Source organism: Acidovorax sp. GW821-FHT09B03, from assembly GCF_059418305.1.
The window spans coordinates 194,436-218,033 of the sequence record NZ_JBWKPP010000004.1; the positions used below are offsets into that span (position 1 = coordinate 194,436).

General features: G+C 65.5%; 22 protein-coding genes and 1 tRNA gene. 9 read left to right on the top strand and 14 right to left on the bottom strand.

Translation table 11 applies throughout. From position 1 onward, the window contains the following. The first annotated feature begins 4 nt into the window (after positions 1 to 4). A complete protein-coding gene (locus AC07PA_RS10010) occupies positions 5 to 1,444 on the top strand; it encodes an aldehyde dehydrogenase family protein (RefSeq protein ID WP_494605005.1) in 1,440 nt (479 codons plus the stop codon). Between the two features lie 7 nt (positions 1,445 to 1,451). On the opposite strand, the gene AC07PA_RS10015 is transcribed toward AC07PA_RS10010, so the two are convergent. From AC07PA_RS10015 to AC07PA_RS10030, 4 genes are all read right to left on the bottom strand, one after another. Beyond that, a complete protein-coding gene (locus AC07PA_RS10015) occupies positions 1,452 to 3,044 on the bottom strand; it encodes a SpoVR family protein (protein ID WP_494605270.1) in 1,593 nt (530 codons plus the stop codon). Between the two features lie 38 nt (positions 3,045 to 3,082). Further along, positions 3,083 to 4,354: a YeaH/YhbH family protein gene (locus AC07PA_RS10020; protein WP_494605007.1), complete on the bottom strand. Its 1,272-nt coding sequence runs from the start codon at positions 4,352 to 4,354 to the stop codon at positions 3,083 to 3,085. Between the two features lie 79 nt (positions 4,355 to 4,433). Beyond that, positions 4,434 to 6,356 carry a PrkA family serine protein kinase gene (locus AC07PA_RS10025; RefSeq protein WP_007855471.1) on the bottom strand — a complete coding sequence of 641 codons (1,923 nt, stop codon included), beginning with the start codon at positions 6,354 to 6,356 and terminating at the stop codon, positions 4,434 to 4,436. A 374-nt stretch (positions 6,357 to 6,730) separates the two neighbouring features. Next, a complete protein-coding gene (locus tag AC07PA_RS10030; protein WP_494605009.1) occupies positions 6,731 to 8,584 on the bottom strand; it encodes a M48 family metallopeptidase in 1,854 nt (617 codons plus the stop codon). A 317-nt stretch (positions 8,585 to 8,901) separates the two neighbouring features. On the opposite strand from AC07PA_RS10030, the gene AC07PA_RS10035 reads away from it, so the two are divergent. Both AC07PA_RS10035 and galU read left to right on the top strand, forming a co-directional pair. After that, on the top strand, positions 8,902 to 11,799 hold the full coding sequence (locus AC07PA_RS10035) for a valine--tRNA ligase (protein ID WP_494605011.1): 2,898 nt from the start codon (positions 8,902 to 8,904) through the stop codon (positions 11,797 to 11,799). Between the two features lie 88 nt (positions 11,800 to 11,887). Beyond that, a complete protein-coding gene (gene galU / locus AC07PA_RS10040; protein ID WP_007855474.1) occupies positions 11,888 to 12,775 on the top strand; it encodes a UTP--glucose-1-phosphate uridylyltransferase GalU in 888 nt (295 codons plus the stop codon). Positions 12,776 to 12,901: 126 nt separating this feature from the next. Here galU and AC07PA_RS10045 read toward each other — a convergent pair whose 3' ends face one another. The 3 genes from AC07PA_RS10045 to cysM all read right to left on the bottom strand — a co-directional run bounded on the left by AC07PA_RS10045 (position 12,902) and on the right by cysM (position 14,805). Further along, on the bottom strand, positions 12,902 to 13,141 hold the full coding sequence (locus AC07PA_RS10045; protein ID WP_007855475.1) for a sulfurtransferase TusA family protein: 240 nt from the start codon (positions 13,139 to 13,141) through the stop codon (positions 12,902 to 12,904). A 5-nt stretch (positions 13,142 to 13,146) separates the two neighbouring features. Then, positions 13,147 to 13,713, bottom strand: a complete 567-nt coding sequence (locus AC07PA_RS10050; RefSeq protein WP_007855476.1) for an NUDIX hydrolase — start codon at positions 13,711 to 13,713, stop codon at positions 13,147 to 13,149. A 189-nt stretch (positions 13,714 to 13,902) separates the two neighbouring features. After that, the gene (gene cysM / locus AC07PA_RS10055; protein WP_007855477.1) at positions 13,903 to 14,805 is read right to left on the bottom strand and encodes a cysteine synthase CysM; all 903 of its coding nucleotides are present in this window, start codon (positions 14,803 to 14,805) and stop codon (positions 13,903 to 13,905) included. Positions 14,806 to 14,846: 41 nt separating this feature from the next. On the opposite strand from cysM, the gene AC07PA_RS10060 reads away from it, so the two are divergent. Next, a tRNA-Leu gene (locus AC07PA_RS10060) sits at positions 14,847 to 14,931 on the top strand. A gap of 402 nt (positions 14,932 to 15,333) precedes the next feature. On the opposite strand, the gene AC07PA_RS10065 is transcribed toward AC07PA_RS10060, so the two are convergent. Continuing rightward, the gene (locus AC07PA_RS10065) at positions 15,334 to 15,840 is read right to left on the bottom strand and encodes a hypothetical protein (RefSeq protein ID WP_494605015.1); all 507 of its coding nucleotides are present in this window, start codon (positions 15,838 to 15,840) and stop codon (positions 15,334 to 15,336) included. 113 nt (positions 15,841 to 15,953) lie between these two features. Between AC07PA_RS10065 and AC07PA_RS10070 the strand changes: the two genes are divergently transcribed. Both AC07PA_RS10070 and AC07PA_RS10075 read left to right on the top strand, forming a co-directional pair. Further along, on the top strand, positions 15,954 to 16,208 hold the full coding sequence (locus tag AC07PA_RS10070; protein ID WP_494605017.1) for a hypothetical protein: 255 nt from the start codon (positions 15,954 to 15,956) through the stop codon (positions 16,206 to 16,208). A gap of 140 nt (positions 16,209 to 16,348) precedes the next feature. Next, complete coding sequence (locus tag AC07PA_RS10075; protein WP_494605019.1) at positions 16,349 to 16,573, top strand: hypothetical protein; 225 nt, start codon at positions 16,349 to 16,351, stop codon at positions 16,571 to 16,573. 88 nt (positions 16,574 to 16,661) lie between these two features. Here AC07PA_RS10075 and AC07PA_RS10080 read toward each other — a convergent pair whose 3' ends face one another. The 3 genes from AC07PA_RS10080 to AC07PA_RS10090 all read right to left on the bottom strand — a co-directional run bounded on the left by AC07PA_RS10080 (position 16,662) and on the right by AC07PA_RS10090 (position 18,351). After that, a complete protein-coding gene (locus AC07PA_RS10080; RefSeq protein WP_494605272.1) occupies positions 16,662 to 17,096 on the bottom strand; it encodes a clan AA aspartic protease in 435 nt (144 codons plus the stop codon). A 2-nt stretch (positions 17,097 to 17,098) separates the two neighbouring features. Beyond that, a complete protein-coding gene (locus AC07PA_RS10085) occupies positions 17,099 to 17,365 on the bottom strand; it encodes a hypothetical protein (protein WP_494605021.1) in 267 nt (88 codons plus the stop codon). Between the two features lie 317 nt (positions 17,366 to 17,682). Beyond that, complete coding sequence (locus tag AC07PA_RS10090) at positions 17,683 to 18,351, bottom strand: GntR family transcriptional regulator (protein WP_494605022.1); 669 nt, start codon at positions 18,349 to 18,351, stop codon at positions 17,683 to 17,685. 175 nt (positions 18,352 to 18,526) lie between these two features. Here AC07PA_RS10090 and pcaC point away from each other — a divergent pair, with 175 nt between their 5' ends. Beyond that, on the top strand, positions 18,527 to 18,925 hold the full coding sequence (pcaC, locus tag AC07PA_RS10095) for a 4-carboxymuconolactone decarboxylase (RefSeq protein WP_494605024.1): 399 nt from the start codon (positions 18,527 to 18,529) through the stop codon (positions 18,923 to 18,925). A gap of 77 nt (positions 18,926 to 19,002) precedes the next feature. On the opposite strand, the gene AC07PA_RS10100 is transcribed toward pcaC, so the two are convergent. From AC07PA_RS10100 to AC07PA_RS10110, 3 genes are all read right to left on the bottom strand, one after another. Beyond that, on the bottom strand, positions 19,003 to 19,209 hold the full coding sequence (locus tag AC07PA_RS10100; RefSeq protein WP_007855509.1) for a hypothetical protein: 207 nt from the start codon (positions 19,207 to 19,209) through the stop codon (positions 19,003 to 19,005). A gap of 102 nt (positions 19,210 to 19,311) precedes the next feature. Next, the gene (locus AC07PA_RS10105; RefSeq protein ID WP_494605026.1) at positions 19,312 to 19,545 is read right to left on the bottom strand and encodes a hypothetical protein; all 234 of its coding nucleotides are present in this window, start codon (positions 19,543 to 19,545) and stop codon (positions 19,312 to 19,314) included. 246 nt (positions 19,546 to 19,791) lie between these two features. Beyond that, the gene (locus AC07PA_RS10110; RefSeq protein ID WP_494605028.1) at positions 19,792 to 20,724 is read right to left on the bottom strand and encodes a LysR family transcriptional regulator; all 933 of its coding nucleotides are present in this window, start codon (positions 20,722 to 20,724) and stop codon (positions 19,792 to 19,794) included. Between the two features lie 210 nt (positions 20,725 to 20,934). On the opposite strand from AC07PA_RS10110, the gene AC07PA_RS10115 reads away from it, so the two are divergent. Further along, entirely contained in the window at positions 20,935 to 22,134 is a 1,200-nt protein-coding gene (locus AC07PA_RS10115; protein WP_494605030.1) for an acyl-CoA dehydrogenase, read from the top strand. 101 nt (positions 22,135 to 22,235) lie between these two features. Continuing rightward, the gene (locus AC07PA_RS10120) at positions 22,236 to 23,489 is read left to right on the top strand and encodes a CaiB/BaiF CoA transferase family protein (protein WP_494605032.1); all 1,254 of its coding nucleotides are present in this window, start codon (positions 22,236 to 22,238) and stop codon (positions 23,487 to 23,489) included. The last annotated feature ends 109 nt before the right edge of the window (positions 23,490 to 23,598 follow it).

The following is a 23,598-nucleotide window of genomic DNA, read 5'->3' on the forward strand; positions in this document are numbered from 1 at the left end:
CACCATGCAGGAACACCGCAACTTCTACATCGATGGCGCCTGGGTACCCGCCCTGGGCACGCGCACGCAGGACGTCATCGACCCCAGCACCGAACAGCCCGTGGCGCGCATCGCGCTGGGCGATGCACGCGACCTCGACCATGCGGTGGTTGCCGCGCGCCGCGCCTTCCCGGCCTGGGCCGCCCAGGGCCGGGAGCAACGCCTGGCCGTGCTGCACGCCGTGATCGCCGCCTACGAAAGCCGCATGGACGAGATCGCCATGGCCATCTCGCTGGAGATGGGGGCCCCCATCACGCTGGCCCGCCAGGCGCATGCGGTGGCGGGCCTGTCGCACCTGAAGCAGGCGGCCCGGGTGCTGGCGGACTATGCCTTCGACGAGGTGGTGAACCGCACCCGGGTGGCGCGTGAGCCGATCGGCGTGTGCGGCCTGATCACGCCCTGGAACTGGCCCATGAACCAGATCGCCTGCAAGGTGGCGCCCGCGCTGGCCGCGGGCTGTACCGTGGTGCTCAAGCCCAGCGAGACGGCGCCGCTGTCGGCCCTGCTGTTCGCGCAGGTGCTGCATGCAGCGGGGGTGCCGCCGGGCGTGTTCAACCTGGTCAACGGCGACGGGCCGGGCGTGGGCGCCGCCATGGCGGCGCATGCGGACATCGACATGGTTTCCTTCACCGGCTCCACGCGGGCCGGCGTGGCCGTGGCCAAGGCGGCGGCCGACACCGTCAAGCGCGTGGCGCAGGAGCTGGGGGGCAAGTCGCCCCACATCGTGGTGGACGGCGTCGACCTGCCGGCCACGATCCGCCAGGCGGCGCTGCAGTGCTTTCGCAACAGCGGCCAGTCGTGCAATGCGCCCACGCGCTTGTTGGTGCCCGCGCACCTGCACGATGCCGCCACGGCCATCGCGGTGGACGTGGCGCAGTCGCTGCGCATGGGCGATCCGCGCGACGCGGCCACCACGCTCGGGCCGGTGGCCAACGCCGTGCAGTACGGCAAGGTGCGCGAATGCATCGCCACCGGCCTGCACGAGGGGGCGCGGCTCGCCACTGGCGGGCTCACGCGGCCCGCAGGCCTGGCCCGGGGCTATTTCGTGCAGCCCACGGTGTTTGCCAACGTGCGCAACACCCTGGCCATCGCGCGCGAGGAGATCTTCGGCCCGGTGCTTTGCATCCTACCCTATGGCAGCGAGGAAGAGGCCATTGCGATCGCCAACGACACGGTCTACGGCCTGTCGGCCGGTGTGAGCGCGCCCGACCTGGAGCATGCCCGCCGCATCGCCCGGCGCCTGCGTGCCGGCATGGTGCATATCAACGGGGCACGCGCCGACCACGCGGCGCCGTTCGGCGGCTACCGGCAGTCGGGCAACGGCCGCGAATGGGGGCGCCTGGGCTTCGAGGAGTACCTGGAGGCCAAGTCCATGTTCGGGTACGAGGAGGAGCTGGCCGCCTAGTGCGCGGTCATTCGGTGGGCGCGGGCACCGAGTGCAGCAGCATCGGGTGGTTGCCGTAGGCGTCCACGCTCTCGATCTGCACGCCGAAGCCCCACAGGCGCGCCACGTGCCGCAGCACCTCCTGCGTGTCCTCGCCCAGCGGGCGCCCCTGGTACTGGGTGTGGCGCAGGGTCAGGCTGCGGTCGCCGCGCAGGTTCACGTTCCACACCTGGATGTTGGGTTCGCGCGTGCCCAGGTCGTACTGCTGCGACAGCAGCTGGCGCAGGTTGCGGTAGCCGTTCTCGTCGTGGATCTCGCTGACCACCAGCTCGTTCACGCGGGCGTCGTCGTGCAGGGCGAACAGGCGCATCTCGCGCATCAGGTGCGGGCTCAGGTACTGGCCGACGAAGCTCTCGTCCTTGAAGTTGCGCATGGCATGGTCGAGCGTGGGCAGCCAGGGGGCCCCCGCGATGTCGGGGAACCAGCGCTTGTCTTCGGGCGTGGGGTTCTGGCAGATGCGCTGGATGTCGCGGTACATGGAAAAACCCAGCGCGTAGGGGTTGATGCCGCTGTAGGCGCGGTGCCCCACGGGGGGCTGGAAGATCACGTTGGTGTGCGAGCCCAGCCACTCGACCATCACCCCGTCGCTGAGGTAGCCCTCGTCGTAGAGCGTGCTCAGCAGCGTGTAGTGCCAGAAGGTGGCCCAGCCCTCGTTCATGACCTGGCTCTGGCGCTGGGGGTAGAAGTACTGCGCGATCTTGCGCACGATGCGCACGATCTCGCGCTGCCAGGGCTCCAGCAGCGGCGCGTTCTTCTCGATGAAGTACAGGATGTTCTCCTGCGGCTCCTTCGGAAAGCGGTTGCTCTCCTGCGCCGCACCGTCCTTGCCGGGGCGCGTGGGCAGGGTGCGCCACAGCTCGTTGACCTGCTGCTGGGCATAGGACTCGCGCTGTTCGCGCTCCTGGCGCTCGCGCGCCAGGTTCTTCTTGGACGGGCGGCGGTAGCGGTCCACGCCGAAGTTGGCCAGCGCGTGGCAGGAGTCCATGAGCCGCTCCACCTCGTCGAAGCCGTAGCGCTCCTCGCACTGGGCCACGTAGTCCTTGGCATACACCAGGTAGTCGATGATGGAGGAGGCATCCGTCCACATGCGGAACAGGTAGTTGCCCTTGAAGAAACTGTTGTGCCCGTAGGCGGCATGGGCGATCACCAGCGCCTGCATGGCGGTGGTGTTCTCCTCCATCAGGTAGCTGATGCAGGGGTTGGAGTTGATGACGATCTCGTAGGCCAGGCCCATGTGACCGCGCCGGTAGCGCCGCTCCGTGGCCAGGAACTCCTTGCCGTAGCTCCAGTGGCGGTAGTTCACCGGCATGCCCACGCTGGAATAGGCGTCCATCATCTGCTCGGCGGTGATGACCTCGAGCTGGTTGGGGTAGGTGTCGAGGCCGAAGCGCTCGGCGGTGGCAGCGATGGCCGCGTGGTAGCGATCGATCAGCTCGAAGGTCCAGTCGCTGGGATCGGGCAGGGGCTGCGCGGGCCGTGCCCCGGCGGGCAGGGGCTGCTCAGGCACGGTGCGGTGGCGGCGCTCGCCGACGACGGCGGTCTTCCACGGGTTGTCGCGCATGCGGCGTTCCAGTACCGGGTACTGGGCCATGGAGTGGTTCATACCTGCACCCCTTCCTTCTTGAAGAGGTCGCGGAACACGGGGTAGATATCCCCCTGCTCGGACACCTTGCGCATGGCGAAATGGGGAAACAGCGGCACCAGCTGGCTGTACTCCTCCCACAGGTTCTGCTCTTCCTGGGCCACCTGCACGTAGGCAAAGTAGCGCGCCAGCGGCAGGATGCGGTCCACCAGCAGGTTGCGGCAGTTGCCGCTGTCGTTGGTGAAGTTGTCGCCGTCGCTGGCCTGGGCCACGTAGATGTTCCAGTCCCCTGCGGGGTAGCGCGCGCGGATGATCTGGTCGAGCAGCACCAGCGCGCTGCTGACCACCGTGCCCCCGCTCTCGGTGGAGTGGAAGAACTGCTCCTCGTTGACCTCGGCGGCCTGGGTGTGGTGGCGGATGAAGACGATGTCGATCTTCTCGTAGTGCCGCGTGAGGAACAGGTACAGCAGGATGAAGAAGCGCTTGGCCAGGTCCTTGCGCGCCTGGTCCATGGAGCCCGAGACGTCCATCAGGCAGAACATCACCGCCTGGCTGTTGGGCACGGGCACCTGCACCCGGGCCCGAAAGCGCAGGTCGATGGGGTCCAGGTAGGGGATGCGGCCGGTGCGCGCCTTGAGCTCGTCGATGCGCAGCCGCAGCGCACCTGCCTCCTCGCCGCTGCCGCCGCCGGCGTCCACCAGGGCCTCGAGCTGCAGCTGCAGCGCCGCCAGCTCGCGGTGCGCCGACTGGCCCAGGGCGATGCGCCGGCCCAGCGCCCCGCGCATGGTGCGCAGCACCGCCAGGTTGTTGGGAATGCCGTTCTGGCTGTAGCCGGCGCGGCGCGGCTTGTACTTGGGGGTCTCGCCAATGTGCGTGCGCAGCAGGTTGGGCAGTGCCAGGTCCTCGAAGAAGAGCTGCATGAACTCTTCCTTGGTCAGGGTGAAGGTGAAATCGTCCTCCCCTTCGCCGCTGTCACTGGCCTGCGAACCGCCACCGCCGCCCCCGCCGCCCTGGGGCCGCTGGATGCGGTCGCCGCGCACATGCTCGGCATTGCCCGGGTGCACCCGGTCGTGGATGCCGCCCCGGCCATGGTGGAACGCGGGCTCGCCGATGTCCTTCTTCGGAATGGTGATGTTCTCGGCCTGCTCGATGTTGCGGATGTCGCGCTGCGACACAGCCCGGCGCACGCCCTCTGCGATCTGCTCCTTGAAGCGGCGCACGAAGCGTTCGCGGTTGCCCACCGATTTGTTCTTGCCGGCGAGCCTGCGGTCGATGATTTGCAATGCCATCCCTTGCCCCCATCATGGGCCAGCGCCCCGGTGGGATGCACTGGCAAAACCTTCAAGCGCTTGTCTGTCTGCGGTGGCGCTAGCTGCTCTTGCGCACGCGCAGGTACCATTCGCACAGCAGCCGCACCTGCTTGGGCGTATAGCCCTTTTCCACCATGCGGGTGACGAAGTCCTCGTGCTTGCGCGCCTCCTCGGCGCTGCCCTTGGCGTTGAAGCTGATGACCGGCAGCAGCTCTTCGGTGTTGGAGAACATCTTCTTCTCGATCACCAGGCGCAGCTTCTCGTAGCTGGTCCAGCTCGGGTTGTTGCCCTGGTTGTTGGCGCGCGCGCGCAGCACGAAGTTGACGATCTCGTTGCGGAAGTCCTTGGGGTTGGCAATGCCCGCGGGCTTCTCGATCTTCTCGAGCTCGGCGTTGAGCGCGCCGCGGTCGAACACCTCGCCGGTGTCGGTGTCGCGGTACTCGTTGTCCTGGATCCAGTAGTCGGCGTAGGTGACGTAGCGGTCGAAGATGTTCTGGCCGTACTCGCTGTAGCTCTCCAGGTAGGCCGTCTGGATCTCCTTGCCGATGAATTCGGCATAGCGCGGCGAGAGGAACTCCTTGATGTAGCTGGTGTACTTGGTCTCCAGCTCGGCGGCGAACTGCTCGCGCTCGATCTGCTGCTCCAGCACATACATCAGGTGCACCGGGTTGGCGGCGACCTCGGCGCTGTCGAAGTTGAACACCTTGGACAGGATCTTGAACGCAAAGCGCGTGGAGATGCCGGTCATGCCCTCGTCCACGCCGCCGTAGTCGCGGTACTCCTGGTAGCTCTTGGCGCGCGGGTCGGTGTCCTTGAGGCTCTCGCCGTCGTAGACCTGCATCTTGCTGAAGATGCTGGAGTTCTCGGGCTCCTTCAGGCGCGTCAAGATGGCGAACTGCGACATCATCTTGAGCGTGCCCGGCGCGCACACGGCATTGCCCAGCGAGGACTCGCGGATCAACTTGTCGTAGATGCGGATCTCCTCGCTCACGCGCAGACAGTAAGGTACCTTGACGATGTAGATGCGGTCCAGGAAGGCTTCGTTGTTCTTGTTGTTGCGAAAGGCCTTCCACTCGCTCTCGTTGCTGTGGGCCAGCACCACGCCATCGAACGGGATGGCACCGAAGCCTTCCGTGCCCTTGTAGTTGCCCTCCTGCGTGGCAGTGAGCAGCGGGTGCAGCACCTTGATGGGCGCCTTGAACATTTCCACGAATTCGAGCAGCCCCTGGTTGGCCAGGCACAGGCCACCGCTGTAGCTGTAGGCGTCGGTGTCGTCCTGGGCAAAGGTTTCGAGCTTGCGGATATCGACCTTGCCCACCAGGCTGGAGATGTCCTGGTTGTTCTCGTCGCCGGGCTCGGTCTTGGCAACGCCCACCTGCTTCAAGATGCTGGGGTAGCGCTTGACCACGCGGAACTGGCGGATGTCGCCACCGAACTCCTCGAGCCGCTTGACCGCCCAGGGCGAGAGCACGCGCTGCAGGTAGCGCCGGGGAACGCCGAACTGCTCTTCGAGCACCGCACCGTCCTCCACCGCGTCGAACAGGCCGAGCGGCGACTCGTTCACGGGCGAGCCCTTGAGCACGTAGAACGGCACCTTCTGCATCAGGTATTTCAGCCGCTCGGCGATCGAGCTCTTGCCACCGCCCACGGGTCCCAGCAGGTAGAGGATCTGCTTGCGTTCCTCCAGCCCCTGCGCGGCATGGCGGAAGAAGCTCACCACCTGCTCGATCGCATCCTCCATGCCGTAGAACTCGGCGAACGCGGGGTAGCGCTTGATCACCTTGTTGGCGAAGATGCGCGACAGGCGCGGGTCATTGCGCGTGTCCACCATCTCGGGGTCGCCGATGGCGGCCAGCATGCGCTGGGCGGCCGTGGCATAGACCATGGGATCGCGCTTGCATTCGGCGAGGTATTCGTCGATCGACATTTCCTCTTCGCGGCTACGGGCGTAACGCGAGGCGAAACTGCTGATGGCATCCATACGACCTCCTGTGGTGGCCCCCGGCGTGCTCGGTGGTGCCACGGTGTTGCAGTAGTAATCGCTAACGGCTCCGGTCCTTTGTAGCACCACGGCCTGCCTTTGAACAGGGAATTCGTGTAGGTGCGCAACGCTTTTTTCAGGGCCTGCCCATGCAGGGATAGAGCGTGGCACACTGCACAAGTTCACTCGCATCACGCATTCAGTGAACGTGGAACGTCAGGGATTTCCTGGGTATATGCATATGCCGTGGCGGGCAGCACGATGCTGCGCCGTGCCGGTGGGGCGGCCATGGGTGGATACCCTGTGCCGTGGCCGTGCTGTGCAGGGCGCGGCGCCCCGCCCCTTCGCCCTGGCGGGCTCTGGTTCGCTCCGGCTCAACCCTCGGTCTGGTGCGCGCGCATGATCTGGTGGCGCTGCCAGTAGTGGCCCACGGTGGCGTTGAAGTCGTCCTTTTCCTTCTTCAGGCCGGCCAGCTTGATCTTGCTGGTCTTGGCGCCCAGGCCCAGGGCATTTTTCTCGGGGTGGGTCACGACCAGCGCGTTGCCAAAGCTGCTTTCCTTGAATTCCAGCGCCTTCACGGCATCCCAGAACATGGTGGTGCCGTCGGCCGAGGTGCTGATGCCATCGATGCTCACCGTCACCGTGTCGCTGCCCTTCAAGGCGAACACCACGGGCGGAAAGTACTGCAGCACCAGCGCGCGCTCTTCGTCGGTGGCGGGCTCGTAGCGGTAGGCCAGGCTGCGCTCGTGGTCGGCGGCAAAGGCCTGCTCGTAGGCGCCCCACATGCGCTGCTCGATGGCATCGGCGGTGAGGATCTGCTGCGCCCAGGTGCTGGCGGGCTGGCGCACGACGATGGCGCCGTAGGCGCTCTCGGGCAGGTTCACGCCCACGGCGCGCATGCGCTCGGTCATGGCCGGGTGCGAGTCGAACGGGTGCGGCACGTTGGCCGTCTTCATCTCCGACAGGAAATCGGTGGACGCGGCATAGGGCGGCAGGCCCTGGGCCACGTAGCTCGCAATGCCCAGTGCGGCATCGTGCCGGCGGTTCTGGCCGAACAGCTCGTGCTCGATCTTCGAGCGGTACTGCGCATAGGCCGCGATCTTCACCAGCGACTGCGCGATGGCGTTGGGCGAGATCAGCCGGGCGGCAATGCGGTCGGCCTTGAACTCGCGCTCGCGGCTCTCGCGCGCCAGCGCGACCTCGAAGATCATGCGGTACATGTCCAGCAGCGGCGAGACCACGGCCGAGAGGCCGCCCGTGCGCATGGCATGGCGGTAGTGGTCGTACTGGCTGATCTTGGGGCCGAGCAGGGCGCTGCTCTTCGTGTCGCCGCCGCGCAGGTGGGCCAGTTCGTGGCCCAGGACGGCATCGGCCTCCTGCTGGTCCAGCAGGCGCAGCAGGGGGATGCTCACGAACAGGGTGCGCCCGGTGAGCTGCCGGTTGCCCACGGTGAGCGGCGCCTCGGTCACGAAGAAATTGGCGTCGATGCCGGCCACGATGTGTTTGGGCGGCTCGGTCTTCAAGCGCTCTGCCATGTGGCGGATGCGCTTCCACAGAATGGGCGCATCGGCCTCGGCCACGAGTTCGCCGTCCACGCCGTTGTGCAGCTGCACCCGCGTGAAGATGCTCTTGATCGCCATGATCACGCCGATGGCCACCGCGATGCCCACGAAGATGATGAGCTTGGGCGAGTACTTCTGGAAGAAGAAGGCCGTGAGCCAGAACGACAGCCACACCGCCAGCGCCCCCTGCACCACCAGCGAGGCCGCGCTGGACCAGGTGGTCAGGTGCCAGCCGGTGACGAAGCTGGTGTACTGCATCTTGCGGTCCACGAAGGCCAGCGCCCCCAGGCCCAGCACCGCCGCCAGCAGCACCACGCCGGCGACCAGGGTCCACAGCGAGGCCTTGCGCACCAGGTTGAACTGCCACAGCTCGCCGTACCGCTCGCACACCGCCTCGCGGTACTCCTGCACCTCGGCCGCGGGGTTGCTGCACACCCGGGACGGCGGGTTGGCACGGTAGAAGTCCTTGCGGGCCTGCTTTTCGGCCGCCGGCATGCCTTTTTCGGCGTCGATGCGCTGGCCGATGCGGGTGATGAACTGCGTGTCCTCGTCGCGCTGCGCGTAGCCGGTGAACAGGTAGGCGGCCAGCGGGATCAGGAACAGCGACAGCAGCGAATAGGCAAAGACCTTGGCCAGGCCCAGGCGCAGGGCGGAGGAGATGTTCATACGGGAGCGGACAGTTGGAATGGTTTTATGGAATCCGGCGAAGCAAAGGGGGTCCAGGCACGCCCGCAGCGCGCCGCTTCCCCACCCCTTCGCGCCGGATTATCAATAAACACCTGCTTTCTGCCAGTCGCACAAGGTAACAATTGGATAAGTGGCGGCAAGGCCCGGCTGAAAGGCGAACCCCCGCCAAAACCCGCCCGTCGGCTGCCTGCGCGGGCGCCTGCCGGACGGACCTGCCGCTGACTTAAAATGGCCGGTCCACCCTCTCGAAAGCGGAAGGCGGCCCGACCGGGCAGCCTCCACCACCTGCCCCACCCATGAGCTCGCCCCTGCAACAAACCGGCCTCGACAGCCTTTCCAAGTCCTTTGAACCCGCTGCCCTCGAGGCCCACTGGGGGCCCGAATGGGAACGCCGTGGCTACGGTGTAGCGGGCTTTCGGGGCACCGGCACGGCGCAGGCGGGCGAGCCGGCCTTCTCCATCCAGCTGCCGCCGCCCAATGTGACGGGCACGCTGCACATGGGCCATGCGTTCAACCAGACGATCATGGACAGCCTCACGCGCTACCACCGCATGCGCGGCTTCAACACGGCCTGGGTGCCCGGCACCGACCACGCCGGCATCGCCACGCAGATCGTGGTGGAACGCCAGCTGCAGGAGCAGGGCATCAGCCGCCACGACATGGGCCCGACCCCGCCCGAGGCACGCAAGAACTTCGTCGCCAAGGTCTGGGAGTGGAAGGAAAAGAGCGGCAACACCATCACCACGCAGATGCGCCGCATGGGCGACAGCGTGGACTGGAGCCGCGAGTACTTCACCATGGACGACAAGCTCTCCAAGGTGGTGACCGACACCTTCGTGAAGCTCTACCAGCAGGGCCTGATCTACCGCGGCAAGCGCCTGGTGAACTGGGACCCCAAGCTGCAGTCCGCCGTGTCCGACCTGGAAGTCGAGAGCGAGGAGAAGGACGGCTCGCTGTGGCACATCGCCTACCCGCTGGCCGACGGCTCGGGCAGCCTCACCGTGGCCACCACCCGCCCCGAGACCATGCTGGGCGACGTGGCGCTGATGGTGCACCCCGAGGACACGCGCTACACCCACCTGATCGGCAAGAACGTGGTGCTGCCCCTGGTGGGCCGCGAGATCCCGATCATTGCCGACGATTACGTGGACAAGGAGTTCGGCACCGGCGTGGTCAAGGTCACGCCCGCGCACGACCCCAACGACTATGCCGTGGGCCAGCGCCACCAGTTGCCGATGATCGTGGTGCTCACGCTGCAGGCCACCGTCAACGACAACGCCCCTGAAAAGTACCGCGGCCTGGACCGCTTCGTGGCGCGCAAGGCCATCGTGGCCGACCTGGAAGCCTCGGGCGCCCTGGTGGAAACCAAGAAGCACAAGCTCATGGTGCCCATCTGCACGCGCACCGGCCAGGTGGTCGAGCCCATGCTCACGGACCAGTGGTTCGTGGCCATGAGCAAGGTGAGCGACCAGGACCCCACGGGCAAGAGCATCGCGCAAAAGGCCATCGACGCCGTGGCCACGGGCGAGGTGACCTTCGTGCCCGAGAACTGGGTGAACACCTACAACCAGTGGATGAACAACATCCAGGACTGGTGCATCAGCCGCCAGCTGTGGTGGGGCCACCAGATCCCTGCCTGGTACGACGAGGACGGCAACGTGATCGTGGCGCGCAGCGAAGCCGAAGCCCAGGCCCAGGCCCCGGGCAAGACGCTGCGCCGCGACGAGGACGTGCTCGATACCTGGTACTCCTCGGCCCTGGTGCCCTTCAGCACCATGGGCTGGCCCGAGCAGGGCGACGGCCCGACCGACGACTACAACCTGTACCTGCCCAGCAGCGTGCTGGTGACGGGCTACGACATCATCTTCTTCTGGGTGGCCCGGATGATCATGATGACCACGCACTTCACCGGCCGCGTGCCGTTCAAGCACGTGTACATCCACGGCCTGGTGCGCGACGCGCAGGGCAAGAAGATGAGCAAGTCCGAGGGCAACGTGCTCGACCCGGTGGACCTGATCGACGGCATCGCGCTCGATCCGCTGCTGGACAAGCGCACCACCGGCCTGCGCAAGCCCGAGACCGCACCCACGGTGCGCAAGAACACGCAAAAGGAATTCCCCGAGGGCATTCCCGCCTACGGTGCCGATGCGCTGCGCTTCACCTTCGCGGCGCTGGCCAGCCTGGGCCGCAGCATCAACTTCGACAGCAAGCGCTGCGAGGGCTACCGCAACTTCTGCAACAAGCTCTGGAACGCCAGCCGCTTCGTGCTGATGAACTGCGAGGGCCAGGACTGCGGCCTCAAGGAGCACACCAAGGAAGAGTGCCAGCCCGGCGGCCCCGCCCACGGCTACATGCACTTCAGCCAGGCGGATCGCTGGATTGCGTCGCTGCTGCAGAAGACCGAGGCCGAAGTCGCCAAGGGCTTTGCCGAGTTCCGCCTGGACAACGTGGCCAACACGATCTATGACTTCGTCTGGAACGAGTTCTGCGACTGGTACCTGGAGATCGCCAAGGTGCAGATCCAGACCGGCACCGAGGCCGAGCAGCGCGCCACGCGCCGCACGCTGATCCGCACGCTCGAAGCCATCCTGCGCCTGGCCCACCCGATCATCCCGTTCATCACCGAAGCCCTGTGGCAGACGGTGGCACCCGTGGCCGGCTTGCCCGGTGATTCGGTGAGCATCGCCCGCTACCCCGAGGCCCAGCCGAGCAAGATCGACGAGGCCGCCATCGCGCACATGCAGCGCGTCAAGGGCCTGGTGGACGCCTGCCGCACGCTGCGTGGCGAGATGAATGTCTCGCCATCGACGCGCCTGCCGCTGTACACCGTGGGCGACACCGACTTCATGCGCGGCGTGGCCCCGGTGCTGCAGTCGCTGGCCAAGCTCAGCGAGGTCAAGGTGTTCGACGACGAGGCCGCCTGGGCCGGCGCCGCACAGGCGGCACCCGTGGCCGTGGTGGGCGAGGCGCGCATGTGCCTGCACATGGAGATCGACGTCGCGGCCGAGAAGGCCCGCATCTCCAAGGAAATCGCGCGCCTGGAGGGCGAATTGGCCAAGGCCAACGCCAAGCTCGGCAACGAGGCCTTCGTGGCCAAGGCCCCGCCCGCTGTGATCGACGAGGCCAAGAAGCGTATCGCCGACTTCACCGCCACGCTGGGCCGATTGCGCGATCAGCTGACACGACTGGGGTAAAAACCCGGCCATACTGAGGGCAGAATGCCCGGCTCCACGCCGGGCCCTGCCCTCTTTCTTTTCCACCATTGTTCTTGCAAGGAGCCCCATGACCGCTGCATCCGCCATCCGCAAAGCCGTTTTCCCCGTTGCCGGCCTGGGGACACGCTTTCTGCCTGCCACCAAGGCATCGCCCAAGGAGATGCTGCCCGTGGTGGACAAGCCGCTGATCCAGTACGCCGTGGAAGAGGCCTATGCCGCCGGCATCCGCCACATGATCTTCGTGACGGGGCGCAGCAAGCGCGCCATCGAGGACCATTTCGACACCGCCTACGAGCTCGAAAGCGAACTCGAAGCCGCCGGCAAGCAGGAGTTGCTGAGCCTGGTGCGCTCGGTGCAGCCCGACGACATGGACTGCGCCTTCGTGCGCCAGCCGCGCTCCCTGGGCCTGGGCCATGCCGTGCTGTGCGCCGAGCCCCTGGTGGGCAAGGAGCCGTTCGCCGTGCTGCTGGCCGACGATTTGATGGTCGGCCCCAAGGGCGGCCAGCCCGTGCTGGCGCAGATGGCCGCGGCCTTCCGCCAGCAGGGCCGCTCGGTCATCGCCGTGCAGGAGGTGCCCGAGGACCAGGTGCACAAGTACGGCATCGTGGCCGGTGAATCCGCCGGGGGTCCGCTGATCCGCATCGACCGCATCGTCGAGAAACCCAAGGCCGATGTGGCGCCCTCGCGCATGGGCGTGGCCGGCCGCTATATCCTCACCCCCGGCGTGTTCGACGAGATCCGCAACCAGCCGCGCGGCGTGGGCGGCGAAATCCAGCTCACCGACGGCATCGCCCGCCTGATGCAGCACGAGGCCGTCTACGCCTTCCAGTACGAAGGCAAGCGCTACGACTGCGGCAGCAAGGAAGGCTTTCTCGAAGCCACGGTGGAACTGGCGCTGGAGCACCCGCAGGTGGGTGCCCACTTCCGCGAATACCTCAAGGGGCTGAGCCTGTAAGGCAACCCCCATGCCGCAACCGATGCGGCAGACCCCACGAAAAAAGTCCTCCCGCCGCAAATGCAGCTGGAGGACTTTTTTGCTGGGGAGCGCGGTTCTCGCCTCGCTCCCTCCCTACCGTCACCGTTATCGGCGGCGCAGGACGTGGATGAACTCCTTGGTGTCGTCGGCCCCTTCGGTCCTCTGCTCCACCAGCTCGTTGCCGGTCTGCTTGGCAAAGGCCTGGAAGTCGCGCACCGAGCCCACATCGGTGGCCACCACCTTGAGCAACTGGCCGCTGGCCAGGTCGGCCAGGGCCTTCTTGGCCTTGAGGATGGGCAGGGGGCAGTTCAGGCCGCGCGTGTCGATTTCTTTGTGGATGTCCATGGTCGTCAGTCCTTTGGCGGCAGGTCCAGGCCGCGGCGTCGCTCGGCATTTTCTTCGGCGCTGAAGAACACCGGCTCGTGCCCGCGCGTGCGCAGCCAGTCGGCCAGCGCATAGCCGGTGCCCGCAGGCCAGCATTTCAGGTCCGCCAGATCGTACATGCGGTAGTCCACCAGCTCAGGCGAAAGCTTCACCTCGCCCTGGGCCACCACATGGTAGGCGATGATGACCTGGTTCATGCGCAGGAACTCGTACGCCCCCACCAGCGTGGTGGCGGTCACGTCGAGATTGGTCTCTTCCTTGACCTCGCGGGCGATGCCTTCCATCGGCGATTCACCCGCTTCCATGAAGCCGGTGATCAGCGCGAACATCTTGGCCGGCCAGGCCGCGTTGCGCGCCAGCAGCACCTGCCCGTTCACCTCCACGATGGCGGCGAGCACCGGCGTGGGGTTGTTCCAGTGCGTCCAGCCGCAGGCGGGGCAGCGCAGGCGCTGCTTGTCCCCGCCGTCCTCGGCCACGGTGATCAGTGCCAGCGGCGTGCCGCAGTGGGTGCAGAAACGGGTTTCGTAGTGCATTTTGCTCTTTATTTTATAGCATCAACTATTCATCAAAGTGCCCACACCGTCAAACAGCGCGCGGCCGAAGCCAGCGACCGCCGCGCAAGGGCCGCCCCGCCGCGCTGGCGGTGTCCCCCTTCCCGAATGGCGCAGCCATTCGAGAGAAGGGGGAAGGCGCGAAGCGACTCAGGGGGTAGTCCTGCTGCTTCACGCTGGGAACACACCGGTGGAGAGGTAGCGGTCGCCCCGGTCGCAGACCACGAAGACGATGGTCGCATTGCTCACGCGCTGCGACAGCTGCAGCGCCGCCCAGCAGGCCCCTGCCGCCGAGATGCCGCCGAAGATGCCCTCTTCGCGCGCCAGGCGCCGGGCCATGTCCTCGGCATCGTCCTGGCTCACGTTCACGGTTTCGTCCACAGCGCGCGGGTCGAAGATCTTGGGCAGGTATTCCTGCGGCCACTTGCGGATACCGGGGATGCGCGAGCCATCCTGCGGCTGCGCGCCGATGATCTGGATGCCGGCGTTCTTTTCCTTGAGGAAACGCGACACGCCCGTGATGGTGCCCGTGGTGCCCATGGCGCTCACGAAGTGGGTGATGCGCCCATCGGTCTGCTCCCACAGCTCGGGGCCGGTGGTCTCGTAGTGGATGCGCGGGTTGTCGGCATTGGCGAACTGGTCGAGCACCTTGCCCTCGCCGCGCTTTTGCATGGCCTCGGCCAGGTCGCGCGCATGCTCCATGCCGCCGCTCTTGGGTGTGAGCACCAGGTCGGCGCCAAAGGCCTTCATGGTCTGAGCGCGCTCGACCGACAGGTCTTCGGGCATCACCAGCACCATGCGGTAGCCCTTGATCGCGGCCGCCATGGCCAGCGCGATGCCGGTGTTGCCCGAGGTCGCCTCGATCAGCGTGTCGCCGGGGCGGATGTCGCCGCGCTCTTCGGCACGGCGGATCATGGACAGCGCCGGCCGGTCTTTCACCGAGCCTGCGGGGTTGTTGCCTTCGAGCTTGCCCAGGATCACGTTGCCGCGCGCGGCGTTGTCTGCGGCCCCAATGCGCTGCAGCGCCACCAGCGGCGTCTTGCCAATTGCGTCTTCGATCGTCGGATATTTCATGCGCCCTACTGTGCCATAATTTGAGTCTTCACGAATTCCCTGCCCGGGTGGTGAAATTGGTAGACGCAGGGGACTCAAAATCCCCCGCCGCAAGGCGTGCCGGTTCGATTCCGGCCCCGGGCACCATGGCTTTTTTGCTATGGTTTTGGGAATGTGTTCCGCATTCCGTGTCGCACGTGTTCCGCAAAGCGGAACGGGCCAGCGTCCCAGACGTGCCACTGCCCGTCCTACTCGTGGCAGCTCCCCTCTCAAACTGAGAATTTTTTGTGCAGCGCGGCAAGTCGCAGCGCCAGGCCATCGGCGTCCTCGCGCATCCCCCTGCCGACACGCTGTCGGCAGACGTGCGCATACCAGACGTGACAGCCAGGCAGGTCGGGCAGCACCTCGCCACGGCCTCGCGGACCGCGGACCGCGGCGCTGATACTCATCGTTGTCGAAGGTGACCAATTCTTCACTGCCATTCAGCTGCCACGACCGGGCATCTGGGCCATGCGGTGACGTTGGTCAGGACGGCGGCGAGGGTGCGCATCACTCTTTGTAGCCTCGAAGCTCGGCGATTTTCCAGGTCACTAGCTTCTGAAGTTCGTGAGCAGGAAAGAGCGTCGAGAACTCTGAACTCTGCGTGTTTGGCCTGATCCCGTTAGAGCCGATGGGGACCTCTATCAATCGAGTCCGCTGCATGTTCGGAGTGTCAAAGGTCACGCTGACAATTACCTTTGTCAAGACGTACTCGGTGCCGTTGAAGGCGGAAAAGAGGAGCTTCTCGCGTTCCTTGGAAACACCGAGCAAACCATCAACCTGGATGTGTGTGGCTTCTGGCAATAGCTTGTCTGGATGGTCGACAGGCTCCGGCTTTAAGAGCAAGAAATTTTTCCCGTATACGACCGCTACGTCGCCGGTCCACCGATCAAGTCGATACAGAACACCTCGGTCTTCAACGCTGCCCGGTACCGCTATTACCTCATACCGAAGCAGCAAACCCGCGATGGTAGCGGCGCTGGCCAAGGTAGCGAGGAGGAGGGCGAGGGTGCGCATGGACGGAATGTAGCAAAGTGGAATGGAAATTGCCGCTGCAGAGATGCATGGCGTTTTAAGACTATCAAGGTCCAGCTACTGTAGACCGGCGATGGGGCAGGGAGTGGCATGAAGTGACCGAGCGGTTCAACATCGAATACAGGGATGCGAATTGCACTCTGGCCAAAATCCATCCACTCAAGCGCCAGCAGGATTCCGAGGGCGCGCGGTACCACCTCGTCCACATCCGCTTCGAGACACGCTGCAAGCGGCGCACCGGCAGCGAAGGGTCGCTGGAGCGGCAGCAGGTATGGGAACTTGATAACGAGCGGCCCAAGCTGGCGCAAGGAGCATGGCTCTGGTACCCGGCGGGCGAGATTTCCGTCTAGTGATGGGTGCGCGCATCGCGCCTGGAAGTATCTGCCTCCCCCTTCTTCCGGCCTTTGCACGGTTGCCAGGGACTGCTACAGTCCGGCCTTGCTTGAATGCTGCTGTGGCGCCGCAAAGCCGCCAACCGGGAGGTGCTTCAATGTTCGAAACAGGCCGATGGAATGTGACCGACGCGTCCGGAAAAAGCGTGGGCGTGGTCGATGGCGACGAGTACGTGCGCGATGGCGAGCATCTGCTCTTCCGCATCGACGGCAATGAGCTCTACTCGGCAGGCCCCGAGGGACGGCTGTACGGCTTCATCGAGGGTGAGCTGGTGATTGCGCCGGCGACCAGCTCGCTACTGCTTCGGTTCAGTCGAGAGTAGTCTGAGGCCCACATAACGCCGTGCGCTAAAGAGGCTTGACCTACCAGTCGACGCAGCTGCCAGCTGCGCCTCATAGGCATCTCTTAAGTCAACGCTGTGGTGCGGGAACCGTTGGGCCTGAGGAACTCAGGACGTGTGCCATTTCAGAGCTAGGAAGCAAGCAAAGCTTCTGATGGTCGATGACCAGTGCCAGCTCGAACTTACGAAGAAAATCCAACCCAACCAATGGGTGACACTCACCAGGAGTCACTGTCGCCGAACCAGCACACGTACGGCCAGCAAACCCAATGTTCACAAGGCTCATCGGCAATACTCTTGTACTGCCATCCGCCAAGTTAGCCCGGGTAGACCCTACCGGAGTAAATCCATGTGGCTCCGCCACCCGCCGGGGAATCATTAAGAAGCCGCTGAATCCGGTGTCAATAGTTGCCAAGATAGAGATTGGGTGCCCCACGTTTCCCGCGATGACCATCTCGATACTTGGATGAGGCGCACTGCTGGACCCGTGCCAAGGACCACCCATGTTCAGCAAGTAAGCACGTAGCCCATAGTGACTGCGCTTGGCGAACCAATTTTCACCAGGTGCACAACACAATCGGGGTTAGCGTCAAGAGCTCTTTGGATAGCTATTTCAGCAAATTCAGCGGTATGAAGCTCACCATTGTTGATGTCAATCGCGGCGAAATGGCCAGGAAATCTAAGTTCGCAATCGACTTGATAGCGGCTAGCGTAGAGCTGCTCCCCCTCCATCGCTGCGTCTGTAACGTCGTCAAAAGTGGCAACAAAGCTCATAGCGACACTCTCAAAGCACTCCGGTCGAAGTCTGTGTTTTGCATAGGTTCTCCTGAGTTTTTTGCTATCAAGGTTGCATTGAATAGTACTAATCAACAAATTACAAGCATGTTATCCACAGATTTGCGTCTGGATTTGTGGATAACTTTCCACTTTTTTAGCTGCTGGGCGGCTTGGCTATGTGGAGAAAAATATGTAACAAGTGCCCGGGGTTGTAGCTGAACAACTCACAGACAAGACTATCTAAGGAAGTTCGGGAACGCCATCAACGCTTGCCTGTAGCTACGCAACGCATGCCAGCTTGAGGCCGCTAATGATCAATGTTGCTCCATGCTCCGGAGCACGTTCTCCCCCGCCTTCTGCACGTGCGCGGCCGACAGCCGGGCTGCTGCCTCGCCATCGCCGCGCTCGATGGCCGCCACCATCGCGTTGAGTTCCTGGAGCGTGTGCGGCAACCGGTCGGGCTGGGCCATGGAGATGCGGCGCAGCACCGTCACGCGGTTGTTGAGCTGGCGCAGCATCTGGCCGGCGACCAAGTTGCCGCAGCCGTCGACGAGGATTTCGTAGAACTGGTTCTTGGCCTGGAGCAGCCGGGCCCGGTCCTGCGCCAGCGCGGGTTTGGCCAGTTCGTTGAGCTTGGCGCGCAGGGCGCGCACCTGCTCGGGCGAGGCCTGGAGGGCAAAGGCCTTGGCGGCCAGGCTTTCGAGGTGGGCGCGCACGTCGTAGATGTCACGCACTTCCTTGGGCGAGATGGTGCTCACCTCGGGACCGCGGTGCGGGACGATGGTGATGAGCCCCTCGGCCTGCAGGTGCTGCAAGGATTCGCGCACGCAGGAGCGGCTGACCTCCAGGCTTTCGCACAGCTCGCGCTCCGAGAGCTTCTGGCCGGGCGAGAACTCCCCGTCCAGGATGGCCTGGCGCAGCGCGCTGGTGGCGCGCTCGCGCAGGGAGGTTTCTTCACGGGGCACACGGAGCATGGCGGTCATGGCTTGATCCTAGCGGATCCCTCCTGCAAACAGATTGTCGGACACGCAGACGAAGCTTGCCACCAACCTCGGATGCATCATATGATTGTCTGACAATCTTATTGCATTTTTATCGCGGTGCACTGCTGCACAGTTTTCCAGCCGGCCTTTACCTAACTACCCACCAGGAGCTTTCATGACCCGCGCCTTAGCACCCAAGAACCCCGCCCTGTTCGACCAGGGTCTGTCCACCCGCCGCGAGGTGCTGGGCGCCGAGTACGTCGATGCCGCAGTGCGCAACGCGACCGACTTCAACATCGACATGCAGGAGATGGTGACCCAGTACTGCTGGGGCGATGTGTGGAACCGGCCGGGGCTGGACCGCAAGACGCGCTCGTTCCTGAACCTGGCCATGCTGACGGCGCTGAACCGGCCACACGAGCTGAAGCTGCACGTGCGCGGCGCCCTCAACAACGGGGTGACGCGCGACGAGATCAAGGAGGTGTTCCTGCAGACAGCGATCTACTGCGGGGTGCCCGCCGCGATCGACTCTTTCCGCACGGCGGCGGAGGTGTTCAAGGAAATGGACCAGTAAGGGGGACGAACCTAGGCATCGCAACAGGGTGCGACACCCCGGGCCCATGGGCGCTGCAGCCGGCCCGAGACGCCGGGCTAGGGCTTGCGCGCCCCCGAGGCGATCTCGTCCAGCGCCTGCATGGCCTCTTCGCGACTGGACCAGCCATCGTTGGTCACGAGGGTGTTGTGCCCATCGATCACCAGGTTGCTGCAGTAGTACCGGCCCGCCTGCTCGCGCAGCGTGGCCGAGTAGGTCGATCCGTCGTACTCACCGAAAACGTTTTCTTCCTGCGGGTCTTGCATCATGGCCTCCTGTGCCTGCCATTGTGCGACGACCTTCAACCCCGGTGTGTAGGCGCGGTGCGCAGGGCCGGCCTCCAGCCGGCCGGGCGCGGGCGCCTCCGTTCAGTTGTCCTGTCTGCGCACCAGGTGGCGGCCGGTGTCGGTGATGGTCAGCTGGCCGTGTGCATTCTTGGCAATGAAGCCGTGCTCGTACAAGCGCCCGGACACATGCTCCTTCAGCGCCGAGGTGACGCTGATGTTCTCCATCTCCAGGTGCTTCAAGGCGGCGAGTTCGTCCACCGTGGGCTCGAAATGGGGGGCATGGTAGACGGGGCTGTAGTTCGCGTTCAATGTCATGACGGCTCCTTGATGAAATAGTAAAGGTATGAGGTGCCTGCATGGCCCGGGAATGCCTCCCCGACGCCACACACTGGGTGTGACCCGCGCACCGCGCATACGTTCCGTCCATCTTTCCAATCGGCCTGTAGGACCCGGGAGGACGTGGCCCCTGCCCTACTTTTGCTTGCTCGTTATTGCCCGCACCGCCAGCGTAGACCTGTCCGCCGCAAGGCGCAAGCCGGTGGCAGCCCTAGGGACAGAGTCCTAGGAGTCCTGCGCGCCCGCCGCCTCGCGCAGCCACTGCGAGAAGGCCGCCAGTACCGGCGACTGCGCGTGCGCGGGGCGGATGAGGTAGTAGCCGCGCTCGCCCTGCAGCGGCTGGTTGCACGCCACCACCAGTTCGCCGCGCGCCAGCTCCGCCTCGATGAGCAAGGGAGGGATCAGCGCCACGCCCAGGCCGCAGGTGGCGGCCACGGCGAGCATGGAGAACAGCTCGTAGCGCGGGCCATCGAGTGCGTGCGGTGCGTCCACGCCCATGGCCTCGAACCACTGGCGCCAGCCATAAGGGCGCGTGCTCTGCTGCAAGAGCGGCAACTCGGTCAGCAGCTGGGGCGCCACGGGCTGGTAGGCGCGGCCCAGGCCGCGCTGGGCGGCGGCCTCCAGCAGGCGCGGGCTGCACACGGGCACCACGTCCTCGGTCATGAGCAGCTGGGCGGTGATGCCGGGCCAGTTGGCCACCTGCTCGGCCGTGCCGGCGTACAGCGCCGCATCGAAGGGCGCGTCGGCAAACAAGAAGGGGCGGGTCTGCGTCTCGATGTGGACCACGATGTCGGGGTGCTGCTGGGCCAGTTGCGGCAGGCGCGGTATCAGCCAGCGCGTGGCAAAGGTGGGCACCGCCGCCAGCGACAGCGTGCCGCCCTGGCCCTGGTGGGCCATCACGTCCAGGGTGTCGCGCTCCAGCCCCTGCAGCCAGCGCGCCACCTGGCGGCCGTAGTGGGCCCCAGCGGGCGTGAGCACCACGCCATGGCGCGTGCGCCGGAACAAGGCCACGCCCAGGAACTCTTCGAGCGCCTGGATCTGGCGTGACACGGCGCTTTGCGTGAGCGACAGCTCCTGCGCGGCGCGGGTGTAGCTTTCGTGCCGGGCGGCGACTTCGAAACAGGCCAGTGCCTGGGTAGAGGGGATGTTGCGGCGCATGCTGAACAGGAACTTTTAAACACAGTGCAGGCGCCGACCCAGTGGCAACGCACCCGAGCATCCAGTATTCCATACATTCCAAAAACGCATTTCTGGATGAAAAGAACTCGCTTGCTCCGAGGCCGGGGCAGGCCTACGATGGCACCCATCCGCGGCATGGCCCTTACCGTGCCCTGCTCTTTCATCTGCATCTTCACGGAGACACGCACCATGGCCAAAAACGCCGCCTTCCATTGGGACGACCCCTTTCTTCTCGACCAACAACTGAGCGACGACGAGCGCATGGTGCGCAACGCAGCCGCGGCCTACTGCCAGGACAAGCTGGCCCCGCGCGTGCTCGAGGCCTTCCGCCACGAGAAGATGGACACCACCATCTTCCGCGAGATGGGCGAAGTGGGTCTGCTCGGCCCCACCATTCCCGAGCAGTACGGCGGCCCCGGCCTGAACTACGTGGCCTACGGCCTGATCGCCCGCGAAGTCGAGCGCGTGGACTCGGGCTACCGCTCCATGGCCAGCGTGCAGAGCTCGCTGGTGATGGTGCCGATCTATGAATTCGGCACCGAAGCCCAGCGCCAGAAGTACCTGCCCAAGCTGGCCAGCGGCGAGTGGATCGGCTGCTTCGGCCTGACCGAGCCCGACCACGGCTCGGACCCCGGCAGCATGGCCACGCGCGCCTACAAGGTGGACGGCGGCTACAAGCTCAAGGGCAGCAAGATGTGGATTACCAACAGCCCCGTGGCCGACGTGTTCGTGGTCTGGGCCAAGGAAGTGTCCGAAGGCGGCGCCGTGGGCCCCATCCGCGGCTTCGTGCTGGAAAAGGGCATGAAGGGCCTGTCGGCCCCGGCCATCCACGGCAAGGTGGGCCTGCGCGCCAGCGTGACCGGCGAGATCGTGATGGACGACGTGTTCGTGCCCGAAGAAAACGCCTTCCCCGAAGTGCAGGGCCTGAAGGGCCCCTTCACCTGCCTGAACAGCGCGCGCTACGGCATCGCCTGGGGCGCCCTGGGCGCGGCCGAATTCTGCTGGCACACCTCGCGCCAGTACACGCTGGACCGCAAGCAGTTCGGCCGCCCCCTGGCCGCCAACCAGCTGATCCAGAAGAAGCTGGCCGACATGCAGACCGAGATCGCTATCGGCCTGCAGGCCTGCCTGCGCCTGGGCCGCATGAAGGACGAGGGCACCGCTGCCGTGGAAGCCACCTCCCTGATCAAGCGCAACAGCTGTGGCAAGGCGCTCGATATCGCCCGCCTGGCCCGCGACATGATGGGCGGCAACGGCATCAGCGACGAGTTCGGCGTGGCCCGCCACCTGGTGAACCTGGAAGTGGTGAACACCTACGAAGGCACGCACGATGTGCACGCCTTGATCCTGGGCCGCGCCCAAACCGGCATCGCCGCCTTCAGCAACTAAGACAAGGGCGCGCAAGCGCCGCCCCTTGTCCCACCGCGGCCGCTGCACCCTGTGCGGCGGCCGCCTGTCCTTTCACGATTTGCAGTTCCTGATCGAATCCTATGAGCACACCTCCTGTCGGCGCCCTTGATGGCATCAAAGTCCTGGACCTCTCGCGCGTGCTGGCGGGCCCGTGGTGCACGCAAATCCTGGCGGACCTGGGGGCCGACGTGGTCAAGGTGGAGCGCCCCGGCGCGGGCGACGACACGCGCCACTGGGGCCCTCCCTTCCTCAAGGATGCACAGGGCAATGACACCACGCAGGCCAGCTACTTCACGGCCTGCAACCGCAACAAGCGCTCGGTCACCATCGACATGGCCACGCCCGAGGGGCAGCAGCTGATCCGCGACATGGCGCTGCAAAGCGACATCGTGGTCGAGAACTTCAAGGTGGGAGGCCTCCAGCAATACGGCCTGGACCACGCCAGCCTGCGCGCGCTGAACCCGCGCCTGGTCTACTGCTCGGTCACCGGCTTCGGGCAGGACGGGCCGTATGCCGAGCGTGCAGGCTACGACCTGATGATCCAGGCCATGACCGGCATGATGAGCATCACTGGCCGGGGCGACGGCGAGCCCGGCGGCGGCCCGCTGCGCGTGGGCGTGGCACTGACCGACCTGTTCACCGGTGTCTACGCCAGCACGGCCATCGTCGCCGCGCTCAACGTGCGCCACCGCACCGGCGAAGGCCAGCACATCGACATGTCGCTGCTGGACGTGGGCATGGCCATCCTGGCCAACCAGGCCGCGGGCTTTCTGGCCACGGGCAATGCGCCCACGCGCCAGGGCAACAGCCACCCAAGCCTGGCGCCCTACCAGGACTTCCCTACGCAAGACGGCGCCATGCTGCTGGCCATCGGCAACGACGGCCAGTTCGCGCGCTTTTGCGCCGCCGCCGGCCAGCCCCAGTGGGCCAGCGACGAGCGTTTTGCCAGCAACACGCTGCGCGTGAAGCACCGCGCCGAGCTGATCCCGGCCATGGAGGCCCTGACCCGCACGCGCACCACGGCCGACTGGATCGCCCTGCTGGAAGACAAGGCCGTGCCCTGCGGCCCGATCAACACCATTGCCCAGGCCTTCGACGATGCCCAGGTCAAGGCACGCGGCCTGGCCGTGGCCCTGCCGCGCTGGAAGGACGGCGAGGCTGGCGACGGCGTGGCCCACATCACCGGCGTGGCCAGCCCGCTGCGCCTGTCGGCCAACCCGCCCATGCTGCGCAATGCGCCACCGGCACTGGGGCAGCACACGGACGAGGTGCTGGCCGAGCTGGGGCTGGATGCGGCGCGCATTGCGCAGCTCCGGGCGGCCGGCGTTCTGTAACCACGGCGCACGCCCGCCCCTCCCAGGCCTGGCCTTGCAAGCCAGGCCTTTTGCATTCCGGGGCACAGGCCAGGTACCGGCCAGTCCCGCAAAAAAGCCGGACACAAAC